This is a genomic window from Gimesia sp., assembly GCF_040219335.1.
Taxonomy (GTDB): Bacteria; Planctomycetota; Planctomycetia; order Planctomycetales; family Planctomycetaceae; genus Gimesia.
Genome location: NZ_JAVJSQ010000004.1, coordinates 197979 through 216238, shown reverse-complemented (window position 1 = coordinate 216238; position 18260 = coordinate 197979). Strand labels below are relative to the sequence as shown.

General features: G+C 50.2%; 13 protein-coding genes. 9 read left to right on the top strand and 4 right to left on the bottom strand.

Features of this window, described 5'->3' with window-relative positions; genetic code table 11:
- Positions 1–671 precede the first annotated feature (671 nt).
- Positions 672–2054, top strand: a complete 1383-nt coding sequence (locus RID21_RS01930; protein ID WP_350186929.1) for a tetratricopeptide repeat protein — start codon at positions 672–674, stop codon at positions 2052–2054.
- A 33-nt stretch (positions 2055–2087) separates the two neighbouring features.
- The gene (locus RID21_RS01925) at positions 2088–2849 is read left to right on the top strand and encodes a polyprenol monophosphomannose synthase (protein WP_350186928.1); all 762 of its coding nucleotides are present in this window, start codon (positions 2088–2090) and stop codon (positions 2847–2849) included.
- 15 nt (positions 2850–2864) lie between these two features.
- Here RID21_RS01925 and panB read toward each other — a convergent pair whose 3' ends face one another.
- On the bottom strand, positions 2865–3680 hold the full coding sequence (panB, locus tag RID21_RS01920) for a 3-methyl-2-oxobutanoate hydroxymethyltransferase (RefSeq protein ID WP_350186927.1): 816 nt from the start codon (positions 3678–3680) through the stop codon (positions 2865–2867).
- Between the two features lie 640 nt (positions 3681–4320).
- On the opposite strand from panB, the gene RID21_RS01915 reads away from it, so the two are divergent.
- From RID21_RS01915 to RID21_RS01900, 4 genes are all read left to right on the top strand, one after another.
- Positions 4321–5373 (top strand): FAD-dependent oxidoreductase, encoded by a 1053-nt coding sequence (locus tag RID21_RS01915; RefSeq protein ID WP_350186926.1) that lies wholly within the window; start codon positions 4321–4323, stop codon positions 5371–5373.
- Positions 5374–5430: 57 nt separating this feature from the next.
- Positions 5431–6570, top strand: a complete 1140-nt coding sequence (locus RID21_RS01910) for a M24 family metallopeptidase (protein WP_350186925.1) — start codon at positions 5431–5433, stop codon at positions 6568–6570.
- Between the two features lie 39 nt (positions 6571–6609).
- A complete protein-coding gene (bioF, locus tag RID21_RS01905; RefSeq protein WP_350186924.1) occupies positions 6610–7800 on the top strand; it encodes an 8-amino-7-oxononanoate synthase in 1191 nt (396 codons plus the stop codon).
- Positions 7801–7870: 70 nt separating this feature from the next.
- Entirely contained in the window at positions 7871–8749 is an 879-nt protein-coding gene (locus tag RID21_RS01900; RefSeq protein ID WP_350186923.1) for an alpha/beta fold hydrolase, read from the top strand.
- 6 nt (positions 8750–8755) lie between these two features.
- Here the strand turns inward: RID21_RS01900 and RID21_RS01895 are convergent, their stop codons facing one another.
- From RID21_RS01895 to RID21_RS01885, 3 genes are all read right to left on the bottom strand, one after another.
- Entirely contained in the window at positions 8756–10003 is a 1248-nt protein-coding gene (locus RID21_RS01895; RefSeq protein WP_350186922.1) for a DEAD/DEAH box helicase, read from the bottom strand.
- 66 nt (positions 10004–10069) lie between these two features.
- Complete coding sequence (gene ftsH, locus RID21_RS01890) at positions 10070–12064, bottom strand: ATP-dependent zinc metalloprotease FtsH (protein ID WP_145183852.1); 1995 nt, start codon at positions 12062–12064, stop codon at positions 10070–10072.
- A 289-nt stretch (positions 12065–12353) separates the two neighbouring features.
- Entirely contained in the window at positions 12354–13211 is an 858-nt protein-coding gene (locus tag RID21_RS01885) for a glycosyltransferase family 2 protein (protein WP_350186921.1), read from the bottom strand.
- A gap of 382 nt (positions 13212–13593) precedes the next feature.
- Here RID21_RS01885 and RID21_RS01880 point away from each other — a divergent pair, with 382 nt between their 5' ends.
- From RID21_RS01880 to RID21_RS01870, 3 genes are all read left to right on the top strand, one after another.
- Complete coding sequence (locus tag RID21_RS01880; protein ID WP_350186920.1) at positions 13594–14622, top strand: aldose 1-epimerase family protein; 1029 nt, start codon at positions 13594–13596, stop codon at positions 14620–14622.
- Between the two features lie 456 nt (positions 14623–15078).
- Positions 15079–16899, top strand: a complete 1821-nt coding sequence (gene rpsA / locus RID21_RS01875) for a 30S ribosomal protein S1 (RefSeq protein ID WP_350186919.1) — start codon at positions 15079–15081, stop codon at positions 16897–16899.
- A gap of 482 nt (positions 16900–17381) precedes the next feature.
- Positions 17382–18221, top strand: coding sequence for a sigma-70 family RNA polymerase sigma factor (locus tag RID21_RS01870; protein ID WP_145040100.1), 840 nt, complete (start codon positions 17382–17384; stop codon positions 18219–18221).
- Positions 18222–18260: the final 39 nt, after the last annotated feature.

Sequence of the window (18260 nt, the reverse complement as noted above, 5' to 3'; positions counted from 1 at the left end):
ACCGTCCTGATTCACATCCGAATTGTTTGTTTTGATCATTCAGATATGAATTCTCATTGCGACTGGTACAATCTATCGGCGTGCTGTAATTACCGCTTGAATGTCTCAAGTCATTATCAGATAAAAAGGTTACGTCATTTTTACACACGATTATGTGCGTCGTAACGGTTGGATAATCTAGGGTAGTTTTATGCTGTGAAATCCGGGTGAACTACCCTTATAAAGTGTTAAACTGGGAGGCCTGTGTGCTAGAAGAGAAGTTGAAGTTGACCGTTTCGGCTATGCCTAATGTGCGGAGAGACCTGTTCCCGGGAGCTGTTTTTATTGAAGGGTTTGCACCAGGTGACTCTCGAGGCTGCTCGAAAATTCAGCGTTAAAACTTAACCAGCCAGCCTGGTTTGTGAGTGAATTTATCGATCAGGTCTGATGACTCCGGTCGCAACTGATTTTTCCAGTCTGCCTGCTGATTCGTTTGCCTCTACAGTGTGAATTGTGCGTGAAAAAGATATTCTCCCGCATTGATGAGTTATGACCCTGGCTCATGTTCTGATTTCAGAGGTAGTTTTCTGTCAGAGGCTTTCGTTTATAGTGATTGAACCGTTCTTGCTTTTCCGCAAACGGGGAACCATAATGAAGACATCTCGTTATTTCTGGGCCACAGGAGAGAATGCATGCGATACTTTCTCATATTGAGCGCGGCCTGTCTGCTTTCAGGTTTTGCCATTCCTGGCTGGGCGCAAAATCGACACCATGGTGCGCACGGGCATCATCATTCTCATCACGGTCACAGCCATTCTTATCCTCGATATTACGGCCGGAACTGGGCCAGCCCCGGCTGGTCGGTCAGCGGGAATAATGGTAGCGTCCATTTCAATTTCGCTTTTCCCGGGAATACTTACTATGGAAATCCCTGGGGACCTTACTTTTACAACCGCTTCGGTTACTACAGCACTGATGCATTTGTGGCTGGCAATCCTGTGCTGTTTTCCAATGGGTACTCCTTAAACGGTATGTATCCGATCCTGCCCGGTCAGGGATTTTCACCGCCGACGGTCTATCCCTACAGTAATGTTCCAGGGACGCTGCCATTAACCAATCCGGAAACTGTCAGTAATCAGCCTCTCAATAACGCACTACAACAGGATCTTCAACGGTGGAATGATCCAGACTATTTACCCGAGCCCTCACGCAAGATTCAAAAATATATCGTCCCTTCCACGCGGCATGCGCGAGAACTGAGCCTCCGTAATCAGGTTAAGGGAGATGAGTACTTTCAGAAGCTGGATTATCGTAGAGCTTACGAACGCTACAAATTTGCTGCCTCATTGGCAAAAGATCTGGCCACTCCGCATTTCAAAAAGGGTTTTGCGCTGGTGGCACTGAAACAGTATGATCGAGCAGCCTATGAATTTAAGCAGGGCCTGGCTCTGGATCCCTCATGGCCTGTGACTGGAGAAAGCCTGAGTGAACTTTTTGGTCCCGATAACGCAATTGCCAGAGATTCCCTGGTTCACCAGGTTGCGGACTGGGTAAAGGAAGATATTCGCGATCCGGAACGCTTATTCGTATTTGGCGTTGTATTGCATTTCAATGGTCAGGCCGAACAGGCACATGATGTTTTTGAGACTGCAGCCCGACTGGCTGGACGGGGGGATCACTTCCTCGCTTTTCTGGATCCTAAGGTTCAGCAGGCCGGTCAGCAGGTGGTCCCGCAGAAGAATCAAGCTTCCGGTGGTCACATCGTCAATCCGGCAAATACGCGGCCCCCGGCATTTGAATCGAAGAAATCTGAGCCTCAACGCCGGACTCAACCTCTGGGACCAAGGCGTTCGGCTCCTATATCTGGAACGCTACCGCCCCCTCCGGCTGTAAAGCAGCAACCCGCTCGCAAAGAGTCTGAAAACAAAACAACTGCACCCAAACCCCTTCCTGAGATCAACAATCTTGGGTTACCTCCCCTTCCCCGGGCAGAAGATACCCCGGGTGCGCCGTTGATTCCTGCTCCTGAGCCTGCTACAAGTCAACAAACACCGTTGCTGATTCCCCCCCAATGATTTGACTGATTGAATGCTGGGCTTCTGAAACCGATGAATGAATCTGCTACTCCGCGCCTGCTGGTGACATTATGTACTTACAATGAGAAGGAAAATCTGGAACAGTTGATTCCGGAGATTCATCAATATCTCCCCTATGCTGCCATTCTGGTGATCGATGATAACTCACCGGATGGCACAGGCGATTATGTCAAATCGCTCAAGAAGATGGATTCGCGAATTCATTCGATTCACCGCAGCGGCAAACTGGGCCTGGGAACTGCTACGATTGCCGGTTTTCAGTATGCAATTGAAAACCACTATGATCTGGTACTGAATCTCGATGCCGACTTCAGCCATCCTCCTCGATTTATGCCTGATCTCGTGGCTGCAACTGAACAGGCAGATGTAGCAATCGGCTCTCGGTATGTGCCCGGAGGAAAAATCGAGGGTTGGGGGCCGAAGCGTTATTTCATGAGTGGTGCCATCAACTGGTATGCTCGACTGCTACTACGCTTGAAATCACGTGATTGCAGCGGCAGTTTTCGCTGTTACCGCGTTCCGAAACTGGCTGAGATCGATTTTAAACTGCTGCGTGCTAAAGGATATGCATTTCAGGAAGAAATTCTTTACCGCTGCCGCAGGGTTGGCTGTACCTTTCAGGAAGTTCCCTTCACGTTCGAAGAGCGTCGGTATGGCAGTTCCAAAATTAATATGAAAGAAGCTTTTTCAGCTCTCTGGGTCATGTTCGTGCTCGGGATCGACAATCTTTTGGGAAAGCGGGTAAAAGTTTTACCCGCTAAATCCACTAAATAAATGGATTAAAAAATATCAGATATGGCTGTGTGATTCATCCGGGAAGGTGCCTTCCCGAACCTCACTGGCATAAGCCTGCACTGCTGTCGTGATATCTGATGCCAGATCCGCGTATTTTTTGAGGAATCTCGGGTGAAATTCGGCATTCATACCCAGCATATCCGGAGTGACAAGCACCTGTCCGTCGCAACCTGCTCCGGATCCGATACCGATGGTGGGAACTGTGACGGTTTCTGTGATGCGTTTGGCAATGGGAGCCGTAATCATTTCGAGTAGAATCCCAAACGCTCCTGCGCGTTCTGCTGCCAGGGCATCAGCAATCAACTGGTCTTCGTCCCGTTGAATTTTCCCCATACCTCCCAGGGCACGTACTGATTGAGGTTTCAGTCCCAGGTGAGCCATCACAGGGATATCTGCGGCGGCAATCGCTTCAATCGTTTTAGCCTGGTTCACGCCCCCTTCAAGTTTGACGGCGTCAGCACCGGTCTCTTTAAGAATCCGGCCGGCATTCTCCAATGCCTGAGCGGGAGAAACGTGGAACGACATGAAAGGCATATCGACGATCACCATAGCCCGCTGAACGGCTCGGACCACCATTTCACCATGATAGATCATCTGATCGACGGTCACGGGCAGTGTTGTGCTCTTGCCCTGCACGACCATTCCTAAAGTGTCTCCTACCAGGAGGCAGTCTAATCCTGCTTCATCCAGAATTTTTGCGGACAGATAATCGTAGGCTGTCAGCATCGTAATTTTCTGTTGTTTCTGTTTGGCGGCGATGAAACGGGGGACGGTAAACTTTTTCGGCCGTGCTGGCGACGCATTCGACACGGTACTCTCCTTGATACATGTAGCGGTCCCGGCAACCTGGCCAGGAGATAAGTCATTTACTTATATGATTCTAGACCGATCAGGTCAGTTTGTGGTTCACAATATGAAAACCAGCTCCGGAATAGCAAGACTCCGATCGCCAAATCTTGGAAAAGTGCCCCGCAGCAGCGTGTGTTGCATTTTGCACTGTTTGATTTTGCAACTAATGTTGCATTATGCAACGGATTCAGGAATGGCCTCAAAACGGCTAAAAATTATTTAAAACTCTAAAAGACTATATATCAGGATCTTAGGGATAAAAATGAGGGAAAAATATTGAGTGGTACAGCTTGTGCAATGTACTTATGGCAGCGATGGTGGCAAGCGTTGGCCCGCACTTGCTCCATTCAGCACAGAAAAGGTGCTCCATTCACTTCGGTGTTTTGGAGCACCTTTTTTTGTTTCCTCTTTTCCGTCTCAGCACCTAAACCGGTCCTCCCGGCTTCTGGAATTCCTGCCCCAACTTCAGTAGGATTGTGACACACGCCAGGTTCGTATGCTGGCTGTATTTACCAATTCCATTCCACTGGCAGATTCATGTACTGTAGGTTTGTCTCAAACTCATCAGTCAAGAAGAATGCATCTCAGGAGGATATCAATCGTGCCAGAAAAAGTTGTCGTGATCGGATCAGGGCCCGCTGCCTGGGCAGCCTGCATTTATACATCTCGTGCCAATCTCGAGCCATTGTGCTTCGAAGGAGCAGTGACTGAAGAAAACCGTTTACAGGGAACACTTCCCCTCGGTCAGTTGGCTTTAACAACCGAAGTCGAGAATTATCCAGGGTTTCCTGCGGGTAATCTGGAGTCTTACCTGAATGATTCCATTGAGGAATCGAAACGCAAATACATGGCTCCCCACACTGGTCATGGAGTGAGCGGTCCAGAACTAATGGAACTGATGCGGCAACAAGCCAAAAACTTTGGTACCAAGGTTGTCACAGATGATGTGGTTGACGTCGACCTCTCTTCTCATCCTTACAAAGTAACCCCGTCTAATGGAGAACCCGTAGAAGCCTTGGCGGTAATTATCGCTACAGGTGCCCGGGCTAATTACCTGGGTCTGGACTCAGAGAATCGTTTTAAGAACATGGGCGTTTCCGCCTGTGCTGTCTGCGATGGAGCGATGCCCCGCTTCCGCAATCATCCTCTCGTGGTGGTCGGCGGCGGTGACAGTGCAATGGAAGAAGCTTCTTACCTGACCAAGTTCGCCTCGAAAGTCTACATCATACATCGCCGTGATGAATTCCGGGCCAGTAAAATCATGGCAGACCGGGCACTCGCGAATGAAAAGATCGAAGTCAAATGGAACTCGGTCATCGACGAAGTTCTGGGGAACGACGAACAGGGCGTGACCGGCGTGCGGATTCGCAGCACCGTCGATGAGAGTCAGACCGAAGAGCTGGAAGCCACCGGCTACTTCGCAGCCATCGGGCACACGCCGAATGTCAATTTTCTGAAAGGTCAAATCGACCTGAATGACAAGGGCTTTATCCAGTGGCAGGTTCCCTTCCGCACGAATACTAACGTGGATGGCGTGTTCGCTGCCGGTGATGTGGCCGATGACAACTACAAGCAGGCAATCACCGCGGCTGGTAGTGGGTGTATGGCAGCCTTGGATGCGGAACGCTGGCTGGTTGCAAACGGTTACGAATAAAGAAGCCGATTTGAAAAAAACGCTGAAAACTAAATCTGTCTGAAGGGCTATATCGTTATGTTGACAAAAGAAGGATGTCAGGCGCGACAGAAACGATTGTGGGATGCTGTTCCCGATCATCTGGAATGGATTCTGGTTGCAGATCCACGTCACGTCTTGTATCTCTCGAATTTTCTGGTGCAACCCTGCAGTTTCTCTCGGGGCGAACGGGCTCTGTTACTGCTGGATCGGGAAAAAGGCGTTACCCTGATCGGAGATAATTTCACACTCCGGTCTGCAGCTGCCGAGTTCTATGTAGATCACGAGGCCGTTGAAACCTGGTACGACCACAAACATTCAGTCAAAAATCGAGATCACGCCCTGTTTAAAGCACTTGCGTCAGTCGTCCCGCAATTAAAAGGACGTTCTGGTGCCATCGAAGCTGAATGGCTGCCGGTTGGGGCACTGCAGGAATTGGAAATTACTCAGACCGATGCCATACTTGAATTGGGTAGCGTGCTGCGTCAGTTGCGCCGTCAGAAGCACGATGACGAAATTGCATTGCTGAAACAGTGCATGCAAGCCTGTGACGCAGGTCACGCCTGTGCCCGGGAAATTGTCGAGGCTGGTAAGAGTGAGTTCGATATTTTCCGCAAAGTACAAGCCGCAGTACTGCAGGCCGCAGGTTTGCCAGTGATTATTTATGGTGACTTCCGGGCTTCAACGCTTGAGATCCCCAAGGCAGGCGGACTACCTTCCGGTCATGTTCTGGGCAACGGTGATCTGTTCGTTCTCGATTATTCGGTCGTGATTCACGGATATCGCAGCGATTTTACCAATACGATTGCGGTTGGCGAACCGAGTGCGGAGCAGGAAAAACTGTTTGGTCTCTGTCAAGCTGCTATGCAGGGTGGGGAGTCGACTCTCAAAGCGGGAACCAAATGTGCTGATGTGCATGCCGCAACGGCAGCCCCAATCTGGGATGCTGGATATAAGGAAAACTTCCAGCATCACGCCGGACATGGCCTGGGACTGGGGCATCCGGAAGCACCGATTCTCGTGCCGGAGAGCATCGATACTCTTTTGGCCGGTGACGTGGTGACTCTAGAGCCTGGTGTCTATGTGGAAGGTATCGGTGGCATGAGGATTGAGCATAATTACCTGATCACGGAAGATGGATTTGAGCGGCTCAGCAATCATGTAATTGCACTCAAGTAGTCGGACTCTCGTAGTTCTTCCCGTCAGGTAGACGAATTTATGACGTCCTCTGAACTTCCGGAATGGATGGAAACTGATCTCCAGCAGATCCGGGAGGCGGGGCTGTTTCGTTCGCGCAGAATGTTTCAGCCTCTAGCAGGGGGACGTTGTCTGCTTGATGGCCAGACACTGGTCAATTTCTCCAGTAATGACTATCTTGACCTGGCACAGGATCCACGGCTGGTCTCTGCAGCTTCTGCCGCACTGTCTGAGTTGGGAGTCGGGGCTCGCGCAAGTGCCCTGGTGAGTGGTCGAACCAGCTGGCATGCTCGTCTCGAAGAGCAGCTGGCAAAGTTTGAAGGGGCTGAGGCGGCTCTGTTATTTCCCAGTGGCTATGCAGCCAACCTGGGGGTGATCTCAGCGGTCGCTCAGGAAGCAGATACCATTTTCTGTGATCGGTTAAATCATGCCAGCCTGATTGATGGTTGCCGATTTTCGGGAGCCCGGTTTCGTGTCTACCGACATGATCAGCTGGAGAAACTGAAACGCGAGCTCGCGAAACCCACGGGAGCAGGCAGGAAGTTCATTGTTACCGATTCCGTATTCAGTATGGACGGCCTTTCCGCCCCTCTGCGTGATCTCTGTGAACTGGCAGAGGAGTTTGGGGCCAGTCTAATCATTGATGAGGCGCACGGTACCGGTGTGTACGGAGGTAAAGGACGCGGTCTGGCTGAAGAGCTGGGGGTTGAAGACAGAGTGGCCATTCGGATTGGTACACTCAGTAAAGCCGTGGGCTGCCTGGGGGGCTTTGTTTCTGGTTCTGAAACATTGATCAACTGGCTCTGGAACCGCGTGCGAACCCAGATTTATTCCACTGCCCTGCCCCCGTCTATCTGTGCTGCTGCCTGTGCTGCACTGGAAATCATCCAGACAGAATCTGTGCGACGCGTTCGACTGCATGAGCTGTCCCGCTATCTGAGATCAGGCCTGAAGGAACGTTCTCAGCTGACGGTGCCCGCCTCCACCGGGCCAATTATCCCTGTGATCCTGTCCGATCCTGACTTAACGATGCAGGTGGCGAGGGATCTGCAGTCAGATGGTTTTCTGGTGGGAGCGATCAGGCCCCCCACCGTTCCCCAGGGGACTTCCCGATTACGAATTTCCCTGACCTGCGCCCATCAAAGGGAAGATCTGGAGCGGTTTTTAAAAGCACTGGATGGTTCACTCGCCAGAAACGGGGAATCCCGATAAGGTATGCAAAACCAGTAATAGAGAGCCATCGCTAGAAATGCTGTCAGAGACTACGATTGAAGAAGCCCACATGAATTTTCGTGAACAGATCCAAGAAGAATATCCGTTTGCTTCGCACTGGCTGAAGATTGACGGACATCAATATCACTATCTGGATGAAGGCCAGGGAGAGCCTCTGCTGATGGTGCACGGAAATCCTACCTGGAGCTTCGCCTGGCGGCGGCTGGTGAAGCAGCTCTCCCGCTCTTATCGCGTGATTGCCGTCGATCACATGGGATGTGGGCTCTCTGATAAGCCCCAGGATTATTCTTATACTCTTGCGACACATATTGCAAATCTGCAGACACTTATCACAGAACTGGATCTCAAGAATATCACACTGTTTGCCCATGACTGGGGCGGCGCCATCGGGATGGGGGCTGCGGTCGACCTTCCTGAGCGGTTCGGGAAGTTCGTCCTGATGAACACTGCTGCCTTTCGTTCGCAGGAAATTCCCCTGCGAATTGCAGTCTGCAGAATCCCTGTATTGGGGGCTTGGGGTGTGCGTGGTCTCAATCTCTTTTCCGGGGCTGCAATTCGGATGGCAGTGGAGAAACATGATCGGATGACCAGAGATGTCAAAACCGGGTTTTTGGGGCCATACAACAACTGGCAGAATCGAGTTGCTGTGCACCGTTTCGTGCAGGATATCCCGCTGAAACCTTCTCACCGCAGTTATGAAACTTTGAAGCACGTCGAGGAAGGACTCGCACAGTTCAAAGACCAGCCGATGCTGTTAATCTGGGGAGAAAAAGACTGGTGCTTTACTACAAATTTTCTGGATGAATTCGAGCGTCGGTTTCCGCAGGCAGAGACACTGCGAATTCCGGACGCGGGGCATTACGTCTTTGAAGACGCCCATGAAATCATGCTGCCCCGCATTGAGCAGTTTCTCCAGCAACAGGCTTAAGGCAGCTTAAAAATCACCGAACTCAGGATTGATCAGGTGCTCTGTGTTCCCCAAGTGAGAAATCTGTTCCAGTTCCTTGCGTGGTTTTTTGGGGCGGTAGGCTTCAAATTTATCCACCCGGAATTCCTGAATCATGTGGTTAATCCGGTTCTCAATATTGGTTAACTGATCACCTTCATCGGGGGCGACGAAGGTGAATGCGGCCCCCTTCAGATCTGATGAGAGTCTTCCAACTCGTCCAATACGGTGCACATAGTCATCACTGAATTCAGGAATATCAAAATTGATGATGTGTGAAATCCCACTGACATCAATCCCTCGTCCCATCACATCGGTGGCGATCAGCAGACGGATTTTTCCTTCACGGAATTTTTTCAGTACCCGGTCCCGTTTGGGTTGAGGCAGGTCCCCGTGAATGGCGGCAACGTCCTTCAATTTTTTCGAGAAGATCCGATCCAGCTTGTCGGCTCCCCGTTTGGTTCGCGTGAAGACGATGGTCTGTTTCGGACGTTCCTGGAATAAGAGTCGTGAGAGTAGTTTGATTTTTCGATCTGGATCGACAGTGATGTAATACTGATCGATGGCATCGACGCTGACTTTGTTCTCAGACAGATCGATCATCACGGGCTCATTCATATAGCGTTGTGCCAACCGCTCAACGGGAGGTGGCAGTGTTGCTGAGAGCAACAATGTCTGGCGTTCTTTGGGACACTTGCGGAGAATCTTCTCAATGTCTGGTCGAAAGCCGATGTCCAGCATGCGGTCTGCTTCATCGAGAACGGCAAAGCGTAGGGTGCTCAGCTTCAGATTACCTCGGTTGATATGGTCGATAACTCGACCAGGGGTACCAACGGCGATCTGGGCACCTTTCTTCAGTTGGTTTTCCTGCGGACGGACCGGCTTACCTCCCACAAGAACGGCCAGACTGAGTGACTTCGAAGGACAGAGTTTACGGATTTCCACAGCGACCTGTTCGCTCAACTCGCGGGTCGGAGCAAGGATCAGGGCTTGGATTCCAGGGCGTCTGAGGTCAATCTGCTGCAGAACCGGCAACGAGAATGCCGCAGTTTTACCGGTTCCAGTACGTGCCTGACCTATACAGTCTTTGCCGGTGACTGCAATCGGAATCAACTCAGCCTGAATGGGGCTTGGTTTTTCGTAACCTGCTTTACTCAGGTCTTTTAATATTTTGTCTTTGAGTCCTAACTGATCAAAACTGGCAGTTGTCGTCTTTTTTTTCTTCTTCTGATTCATATCCTGTAAATTCCTGCTGAGGCAGGAGAAATCTCGCTCTGCGCTGAGGCATCCTGTGCCGGAGCATTATTCTGGTGGCTGTTCATTTTCTGTATCAGTACCAGCCTGCTTCGCGTTATCCAGATTCGCTTGTTCCCGAACCGAAACTCCGATCAGACGCTTGATGTCATTACTGTCAATGGCCTCTTGTTCTACGAGTGCTTTTGCCAGCAGGTCAAGTTTCTCCCTGTTTTCTGTTAAAATCTTCACTGCCCGTTCTTCAGCAGCGTTTAAGAACCGCTGCATTTCCTGGTCAATGACGTGTGCAGTTTCTTCACTGCACTCGCCTTGAGATTTCATCTCTTTACCCAGGAACGGGTTTTCATCTGAGTGGCGAAACGCCACAGGTCCAATTACACCACTCATGCCCCACTGTCCGACCATTTTACGTGTGATCTGTGTGGCACGCTTGATGTCGTCTGCTGCTCCGGCTGTATGCTCACCAAACACCAGCCCTTCTGCAGCACGACCACCCAACATAAAGGCTAACTGTGAGTGGAGTTGTTTCTCACCCATGTTATAACGCTCTTCATCGGGCAGCAGTTGTGTCACGCCCAACGCTCTGCCGCGAGGAATGACGGTCACTTTATGCACAGGATCGATCTCCGGAAGCAACCAGGCTAATAACGCGTGGCCTGCTTCGTGGTAAGCGGTCATTTCCCGCTCTTTTTCACTGAGAATCTCTTCACGAGGTGGTCCCATTAAAACACGATCCCGTGCATTGTCAAAATCTTCTTTGTCTACCTGATCTTTATTGAGCCGTGTCGCGGACAGGGCTGCTTCATTTACCAGGTTTTTCAAATCAGCTCCCGAAAAGCCGATTGTTCCTGCAGCGATCTTTTCCAGATCGACATCATCCGAGAGGGGGATTTTCCGCGAATGTACTTTTAGAATCGCCGCCCGGCCCTCTTTAGTTGGACGGTCAACGGTGATATGCCGGTCGAATCGCCCGGGACGCAGCAGTGCCGGGTCCAGAACATCGGGACGATTGGTTGCGGCGATCACAATGACGGCTTCATTCTGTTGAAAGCCATCCATTTCACTGAGCATCTGGTTGAGGGTCTGTTCGCGTTCATCGTGTCCCCCGCCCAGTCCGGCACCACGAATTCGACCAACGGCATCGATTTCATCGACGAAGATGATGCAGGGGGCATTTTCCTTGGCGTTGCGGAACAGGTCACGCACCCGGCTGGCACCGACGCCAACGAACATCTGGATAAATTCCGAACCGTTAATCGAATAAAAGGGAACGCCGGCTTCCCCTGCGGTGGCACGGGCCAGCAGAGTTTTCCCGGTACCGGGAGAGCCCATCAAAAGCACACCCTTGGGGATCTGAGCACCGAGACGCTGAAATTTGGCCGGAGTTTTCAGGAATTCAACCACTTCCTGCAGTTCCGCCTTCGCCTGTTCCATCGCAGCGACGTCGTCGAAGGTGGTCTGTTCCTCGGAAGGCCGGAATCGTTTGGCCGGGCTCTTGGTGAAATTACCAAGCATTCCCGATCCCATGGGATCGGCCGACCGTCGGAGCATAAACCAGAAGAAGCCGATGATCAGCAAGGGACCAATCAGCCAGGGTAAAATATACGTACCAATACCGACACTGGTACTCTCGGCTTTGAAGGTTACATTCTGTTTAATCAGTTCGGGAACCAGGTCACGATCTTCAACCGGGTGAGAGGGGAGCACGGTATTAAACTCTTCCGCAAGCTTTTCACCCTTCTTTTCTTTATCATCCGGATTTTTCGGACGGACTTTCCATTTACCGGTCAGAATATCTCCATGGAACTCGACGGAATCGACGTTGCCCCTATTGAGCTCATCGATGAAAAAGCTGTAATCGACCTTCGAACCGGTATTCTCCGGCGAAGATTTCATCATCATCAGACTGCCAATGACCAGAATCAGCAGAATAATCAGCCAGGGGCCGGTTGAAGGGGCACCTTGAGTTTCTTTGCTGGATGGCTTTTGGGGATCTTTGCCGGGAGGAGGGGTTCGTTGGGGATTCTCCTGCGGAGAGGCCATATGCTGTTCCGTTCGTTGCTTAAGATCTTCTTACTGGTTGCTGATGGCTGGGATCATCCTGGTGTGTCATTGTCTTCTGGTTAGACATCCGTGTTTGACCAGGTAATTCTTCCTGCGAAGAGCGGGGAGACATGTGTATCATTGCCAGATTAAATATTATTTGCTGATTCTATGGGAAAATCCGCCCCGCAGGCAATGGTGGCAGACCTGATTTTAGAAAGGAACGGGCAAGCCGTTGTGAAAATAAGTGTAGCCGCTAAGCCAGCTTATTGCAGATTGAGGCTGGTCACTAATCCTTCAGACCGTAGCGTACGATACACCAGAGTGCTTTGACGCCGTCTTTCCAGCCGATTTTTTTACCCTGATCATAAGTGCGGCCGTCATAGCTGATCGACATCTCGAAAATACGACAGCGACGTCGGGCCACTTTTGCTGTCAGTTCCGGCTCGATACCAAATCGGTTCTGACAGAGTCCAGGAGCGATTTCCTTAATCACATCCTTTTTGAACAACTTATAGCAGGTCTCCATGTCGGTCAGGTTGAGGTTAGTGAAACAGTTTGAGAGGGTCGTCAAAAACCTGTTTCCCAGGTAGTGCCAATAGTAGAGAACGCGATGCGGCTGATCTCCCAGAAATCGGCTGCCATAAACGACATCGGCACGACCTTCGATGATAGGCTGTAGCAAACGAGGGTACTCAGAGGGATCGTATTCCAGGTCAGCATCCTGGATCAGCATTACATCCCCCTGCGCTTCCAGGAAACCGGTACGGACGGCTGCCCCCTTCCCCTGATTGACCTCGTGAAAAATGACACGGATTTCGTTATACGCATCCTGTTCCGACTGCGCCTGTTCTTCGAGACGTTTGAGAATATCGCGAGTGCCATCTGTGCTGCCATCATCGACGAGTACCAGTTCCTTACGAATGGGCACTGCCTTGACCTGGCTGATCAGGTTCTCGACCGTCTTTTGTTCATTGAAAATCGGGATCACGACCGACAGTAGAAAATCTGGCGGGATCGGATAGAAGCCTAACTGACGGCAGCCCGCTTCACCCAGGGACGATTTCAGTGAGTCGTACCATTCGGTCGTGTAAGGGTAGCCGTGCTCATCAGACTGTGGAAAACGTGCGATAGACGATGGTTCCATGATCAACTTTTAGTCGTAGAAGGGTTGTCGGTTTGAGATTAATCAGTTCTATTCTGTATTATAAGTCGTAAATAGCATCTGCAAGAGTAGTTTCTGTTTCGTTTTCGTATTCACTGGTGGATATGTGAAATGGAGCGGTTTACATTATCCATACCGTCAGGCTGAAATTCATTATTGCGACGGTAATGACGAAAGTATCGATTTTCTGATCCCACAGCATTGAGGCGCCCCAATGAAACCAACTCAGATTTTGTTCACTGACGTGAGTTCTCAAACCTGGATCGAGAAGGTTTTTCTGAATTCAGAGAGTCACCCTGAGTTTTCAAAGAAATCAGAATGGTCTGTCGACAAACGACCATTGCATGGAGGTCCATCTGAGGGAGTGGATCTGATTGAAGTTAATAACGGGCGTTTAAAGCTCAATATCATCCCTACCAGGGGCATGGGCATCTGGAACGGGATGTTCGATGAACTACCTCTCGGGTGGAATTCCCCTGTCAAAGCCCCGGTCAATCCTGCATTGGTCAACCTCTCTGAACGAGGAGGCCTGGGCTGGCTAAGTGGATTCAATGAACTGATTTGTCGATGCGGGCTGATTTCCATGGGCCCCCCTGGAACAGATGATGGTGGCAACCCGCTTGAGTCGGAACTGACTCTACATGGTCGTATCGCGAATACTCCTGCCCATTATGTCTCAGTCGAACTGGATCCTGCAGACGGGGGATGGATACGAATTACCGGACGCATGACAGAAGGCATGCTGTTTGGCAGCCAGTTGCAGCTGGAATCGACCCTGAAGACTCAATTAGGCTCTGAATCATTTACAATCAAAGACCGGGTTATCAATGTTGGTGCCAGTGAAGCAGAATCCGAACTGCTTTATCACATCAATGTGGGGGCACCTTTTCTGGAAGAGGGAGCTCAATTTTCGATCCCTTTCGAAGAAATGGCTCCACGCGATCCTCGCGCTGCAGAAGGTGTTACGGAATATCAAACCTATCTGGGGCCGACTCCAGGTTATGCCGAGCAAGCCTACTATTTTCAACCCGTCGCCGACGAACAGGGGCTTACCCCTGCTCTGCTGTCTGGTAGAGAGGGTGGAATAGGGGTTCTGGTTGAGTTTGTGCAGGCGAAACTACCCTGTTTTACACTCTGGAAAAATACTCAACCCGAAGCCGCTGGCTACGTGACTGGCCTGGAACCTGGCATCAATTACCCTAATTTCCGTGCAACCGAACGGGAACAGGGGCGGCTTAAGGCGTTACAGCCCGGTGAGAGTTACGAGACAGAGTTCAAAATCTCCATTTTGAATAATTCAGATTCGGTTGATGCCATCCGCCAGAAAATCACGAAACTAAGTCAACAGAGTCCGTCTGTGATACACGAGTCGCCACATCCCCGGTTTTCCTGACATTAAATCAGGGTGAAATTGAATTCCGGCTCAATTTTGGTGAAAAATCGAAGAAATCAGCGATTTCATTACTTTCTGCCTCCTATATGGCTGGAATTAAATGAAAACCTTCTGATATATTTGCCGGACTGATCTGCTTTGTGCCTTGATTAATGCGTTGGGCATTGACCATGAAGTCAGACAGATGGTTTTGGAGAAGTTGGTATTCACTGGAACGTTGCGGGAGATTCTCTGATCTCTTCGCTTTTTTTTTAGATTGTCGGTTCCGGTTTGAAGGCAAGTTGACAGCCCTGTAGAGGCCCGCATCTGTCAAATATGATGCGATGATGTCAATAAAGAGACGCTTTTAAGCTTGTGAAATAGAACCTTGCTCTGTTTCCGCTGACATCAGAAAACCATGACTTCCAGTCGTAATATGAATTTCGAAATCAAAAGTGTAGTTGGATTTTTTTTAGTATGGTTGATCGTAACTTAATTCGAGAGTTTGGTATTTCTGACGAAGACCTGGATGCGGCATTCGCCGAGGTCATGCCCGAAGTTGAAGCGGGTGAAGAAGGTGATGAGAATGATTGGGTGCTGGATGATGTCTACGCATCGGTTTCCATTGCCTATGATGTGAATCAGATCATCGACGGGGTAGTCTTGAGTGTCGACGGTGAAGAGGTTCTCGTTGATATCGGATTCAAGAGCGAAGGTGTTGTACATATCGACGAATGGTCCGAAGAGGAAGAGCCTCCCAAGGCCGGTGATAAAGTACAGGTACTGCTCGAAGAGGTCGAAGATGAGTTCGGCCTGACCATGCTCTCCAAACGCAAAGCCGACCGGATTCGCGAATGGGAAAAAGTCATCGCAACCCACGCCGAAGGCGATGTGGTTTCAGGTACTGTGGTTCGCAAAATCAAAGGTGGTTTGCTGATCAACATCGGCGTGAACGTCTTCCTGCCAGCCAGCCAGGTTGATATTCGTCGTCCCTCTGATATCGCCAACTACATTGGTCGTACAATTGAGTGTGTAATCCTGAAAATCGACGAAGCCCGTCGTAACATCGTAGTTTCACGTCGTAAGCTCATCGAAGAAAAACGCGAAAAGCTCAAACAGGACCTGCTCAGCAAAATCGAAGAAGGTCAGATCGTCAAAGGGGTTGTCAAAAACATCGCCGACTTTGGTGCCTTCGTCGATCTGGGTGGAATCGATGGTCTACTGCACATTACTGACATGAGCTGGGGCCGTATCAATCATCCGACTGAGATCGTTAAGATTGATGACGAAATCGAAGTCATGATCCTGAGTGTTGATCGCGACAAAGAAAAGATCGCTTTGGGCCTCAAACAGAAATCACCGAGCCCCTGGGAACTGGTCGAATCCAAATACCCCGTGGGAACCAAGGTTACTGGAACAGTTGTCAATGTCATGTCTTACGGTGCCTTTGTGAAGCTGGAAGACGGCATTGAAGGTCTGGTCCACATCAGTGAAATGTCCTGGACCAAACGCATCAACCACCCCAGCGAACTGGTCAATATTGGCGACGAAGTCGAAGTTGTGGTTCTGGGCGTCAACAAAGACAAGCAGGAAATCTCTCTGGGTATGAAGCAGACTCAGTCCAATCCCTGGGACGAAGTCACCAAGAAATACCCCGAAGGTGCCAAGGTCAAAGGGACTGTTCGCAACCTTACCAACTACGGTGCATTCATCGAACTGGAAGAAGGTGTCGACGGTCTGTTGCACGTGAGCGACATGTCCTGGACCCGTAAGATTTCACACGCCAGTGAAGTAATGAAGAAAGGCGATGAAATCGAGTGTCTGGTAATTTCTGTTGACGAAGAGCGCAAGCGGATTGCTCTGGGCCTGAAGCAGCTTTCTTCAGATCCCTGGGAAACCGACATTCCCCAGAAATACCAGCCAGGTGCAATCGTACAGGGTGTGGTTACCAAGATCACCAATTTCGGTGTCTTTGTTGAGCTGGAAGACGAACTGGAAGGCCTGCTCCATATCTCTGAACTGGCAGACCACAAGGTTGAAAATCCGGAAGACATCGTCAAAGTCGGCGAAACCCTGGATGTAAAAATCCTGCGTGTCGACACAGACGATCGTAAAATCGGCCTGAGTCGTAAACTCGAAGAACCGATTGAAGAAGAAGCTGCTGCTGGTGATAGTAGCGAAGCTACTTCCACTCCCCGTAAGGAACTCATGGGGGGAACCGGTGGCGATGCTCCGCTGTTCACCATGCCTTCAGAGAGTACGGAAACTTCTAAAGAAGAAGATTCCAGCGAAGAGTAAACTTGTATAACTCTTTCAGTCACTGACTGTCAGTTGCTAATAGAGCGGCGATCAGGAATGATCGCCGTTTTTTTTCGTAGAGACTTTATCAATTGCTCCATCAGATACTTAAGTAGGTAAGGTTTTTTGACTGGTGATATACATGGATCAAAGTTGCTGAATGCAATGTCAGTGTGGGCTATTTGTGAAAAAGTACTGTGATAGCTGGGTTTTAGCTCGCTAATCTTATCCAGTCGATTTAACCGTTACAGATTCCGTAGAACCGTGTTTTCCCGGGCTGCTTTTCGAGTCCTGTTTCAGAAAAGCGATGTTGCCTGCCGATAGAAATTCTACAGGGTGTCGGTATATCTAACCGACTGACTGTGATTGAATTATCGTGTCGAGAGGAAACGAGTTCCCGCGAACGGTTGCAAATCGAATGGAAAGCCAGGGATAACGAACGGCCTTTCCATTTGTCACCAGAAACAGATAACAGGTTTTCCATGCAGAAAACTGCTCGACGGCGTTCCTCTTCAGCCGTACAGAATCCATTAGAAACATATCTTAAAGAGATCAATGAAACCGCCCTGCTCTCTGCCGAAGAAGAGAGAGAGCTGTCGAATCGCATTGAACATGGTGATAAAGAGGCACGCGACCGGATGGTTCGTGCGAATCTGCGACTGGTGGTGAATATTGCTCGTGCTTATTCCGGCAAAGGCCTGCCACTCCAGGACCTGATCGAAGAGGGCAACCTGGGGCTCCTGCGGGCAGTCGAAGGCTTCGACCCGGATATGGGGACCCGTTTCAGTACCTATGCCAGTTACTGGATCAAGCAGTCAATAAAACGGGCTCTGGTCAATTCTGCGAAAACGATCCGTATTCCTGCCTACATGGTCGAACTGTTGACCAAGTGGCGGCGGGCAACTGCCCAGCTTCAGGATACGCTGGACCGAACTCCGACGACTGAGGAAGTTGCACGTGAACTGGATCTTCCTCCCAAGAAACTGAAAATCGTCAAGAAAGCAATTCAGCTTTACAATTCCTCGCCGCAGTCAGAACAACAGGACGCCGGCTGGTCGCTGGGAGAAATGATTCCCGATGACCGTCTCAAAGGGCCCGATGATGAACTGGTTGAAAATGACAACCTCAAACATGTTTTCAGGCTGTTGAAGGAAATTCCAGATCGCGAAGCCAACATCCTGCGGATGCGGTTTGGGCTCGATGGTGAGGAACCGAAGACCCTCAAAGAGATTGGGCAGGCACTGGGACTGACGCGAGAGCGAGTCCGTCAGATTGAGAGTGAAGCTCTCAAAAAACTGGCCAAGGAAATCAGTGGCGAGTAATATTGTTTACCTTGTCAAAATTGAATCTACTATGCAAAC

Excerpts from the sequence above, each read along its gene's own strand:
- RID21_RS01930 (WP_350186929.1), top strand. The coding sequence starts at position 672 with ATGCGATACTTTCTCATATTGAGCGCGGCCTGTCTGCTTTCAGGTTTT.
- RID21_RS01925 (WP_350186928.1), top strand. The coding sequence starts at position 2,088 with ATGAATGAATCTGCTACTCCGCGCCTGCTGGTGACATTATGTACTTAC.
- RID21_RS01910 (WP_350186925.1), top strand. The coding sequence starts at position 5,431 with ATGTTGACAAAAGAAGGATGTCAGGCGCGACAGAAACGATTGTGGGAT.
- bioF (WP_350186924.1), top strand. The coding sequence starts at position 6,610 with ATGACGTCCTCTGAACTTCCGGAATGGATGGAAACTGATCTCCAGCAG.
- RID21_RS01900 (WP_350186923.1), top strand. The coding sequence starts at position 7,871 with ATGAATTTTCGTGAACAGATCCAAGAAGAATATCCGTTTGCTTCGCAC.
- RID21_RS01895 (WP_350186922.1), bottom strand. The coding sequence starts at position 10,003 with ATGAATCAGAAGAAGAAAAAAAAGACGACAACTGCCAGTTTTGATCAG.
- ftsH (WP_145183852.1), bottom strand. The coding sequence starts at position 12,064 with ATGGCCTCTCCGCAGGAGAATCCCCAACGAACCCCTCCTCCCGGCAAA.
- RID21_RS01885 (WP_350186921.1), bottom strand. The coding sequence starts at position 13,211 with ATGGAACCATCGTCTATCGCACGTTTTCCACAGTCTGATGAGCACGGC.
- rpsA (WP_350186919.1), top strand. The coding sequence starts at position 15,079 with ATGGTTGATCGTAACTTAATTCGAGAGTTTGGTATTTCTGACGAAGAC.
- RID21_RS01870 (WP_145040100.1), top strand. The coding sequence starts at position 17,382 with ATGCAGAAAACTGCTCGACGGCGTTCCTCTTCAGCCGTACAGAATCCA.